The organism is Vibrio sp. 811 (assembly GCF_033339195.1).
The window spans coordinates 1-501 of sequence record NZ_JAWOUB010001033.1 but is presented as its reverse complement, the minus strand read 5'-3'; the positions used below and the strand labels follow the sequence as shown (position 1 = coordinate 501).

Genomic DNA, 501 nt, shown 5'->3' with positions numbered 1-501 from the left:
TTAATTGTGAGTTAGATGGATTTACAAAGAGAAGAGCTTAAAGTATGCCAAAGCGTAGTAAAGAAGATACCGAAATCACTATCCAGAAGATCATGGATGCCGTTGTTGATCAATTGCTAAGACTTGGTTACGACAAAATGTCGTACACGACGTTGAGTCAGCAGACAGGTGTATCGCGTACAGGTATTAGCCACCATTTTCCTAAGAAAACGGACTTCACCGCAGCACTAGATGGTCGTATTTTTAAAATGTTTATCGAACATCTTGAGTTCGAAAAAGGTTTAGATGCGTTTTCACAGAGCTGGATTAAAGCTTTAGAAGACTCTGAATTCTTAGCGATTTTACGACTACTATTCCATCACATTGTTACGTCTGAAAGCGCTCACGAATTTGCAGCAAATGGCATTGATCGTCTGTACAAGATGGTAGAAAGCCAGTTTGGCTCAGGTGGAGATAAAGAACTGGAATGGTTGATTGGACGCTCGCTGATTCAAATGAGCA

At 40.5% G+C, this 501-nt stretch carries 1 protein-coding gene; it reads left to right on the top strand.

Features of this window, described 5'->3' with window-relative positions:
- Positions 1-44: 44 nt before the first annotated feature.
- Positions 45-501, top strand: a 457-nt coding sequence (locus R7Q46_RS30745; protein WP_318078786.1) for a TetR/AcrR family transcriptional regulator, incomplete at its 3' end; no start/stop codon positions are given.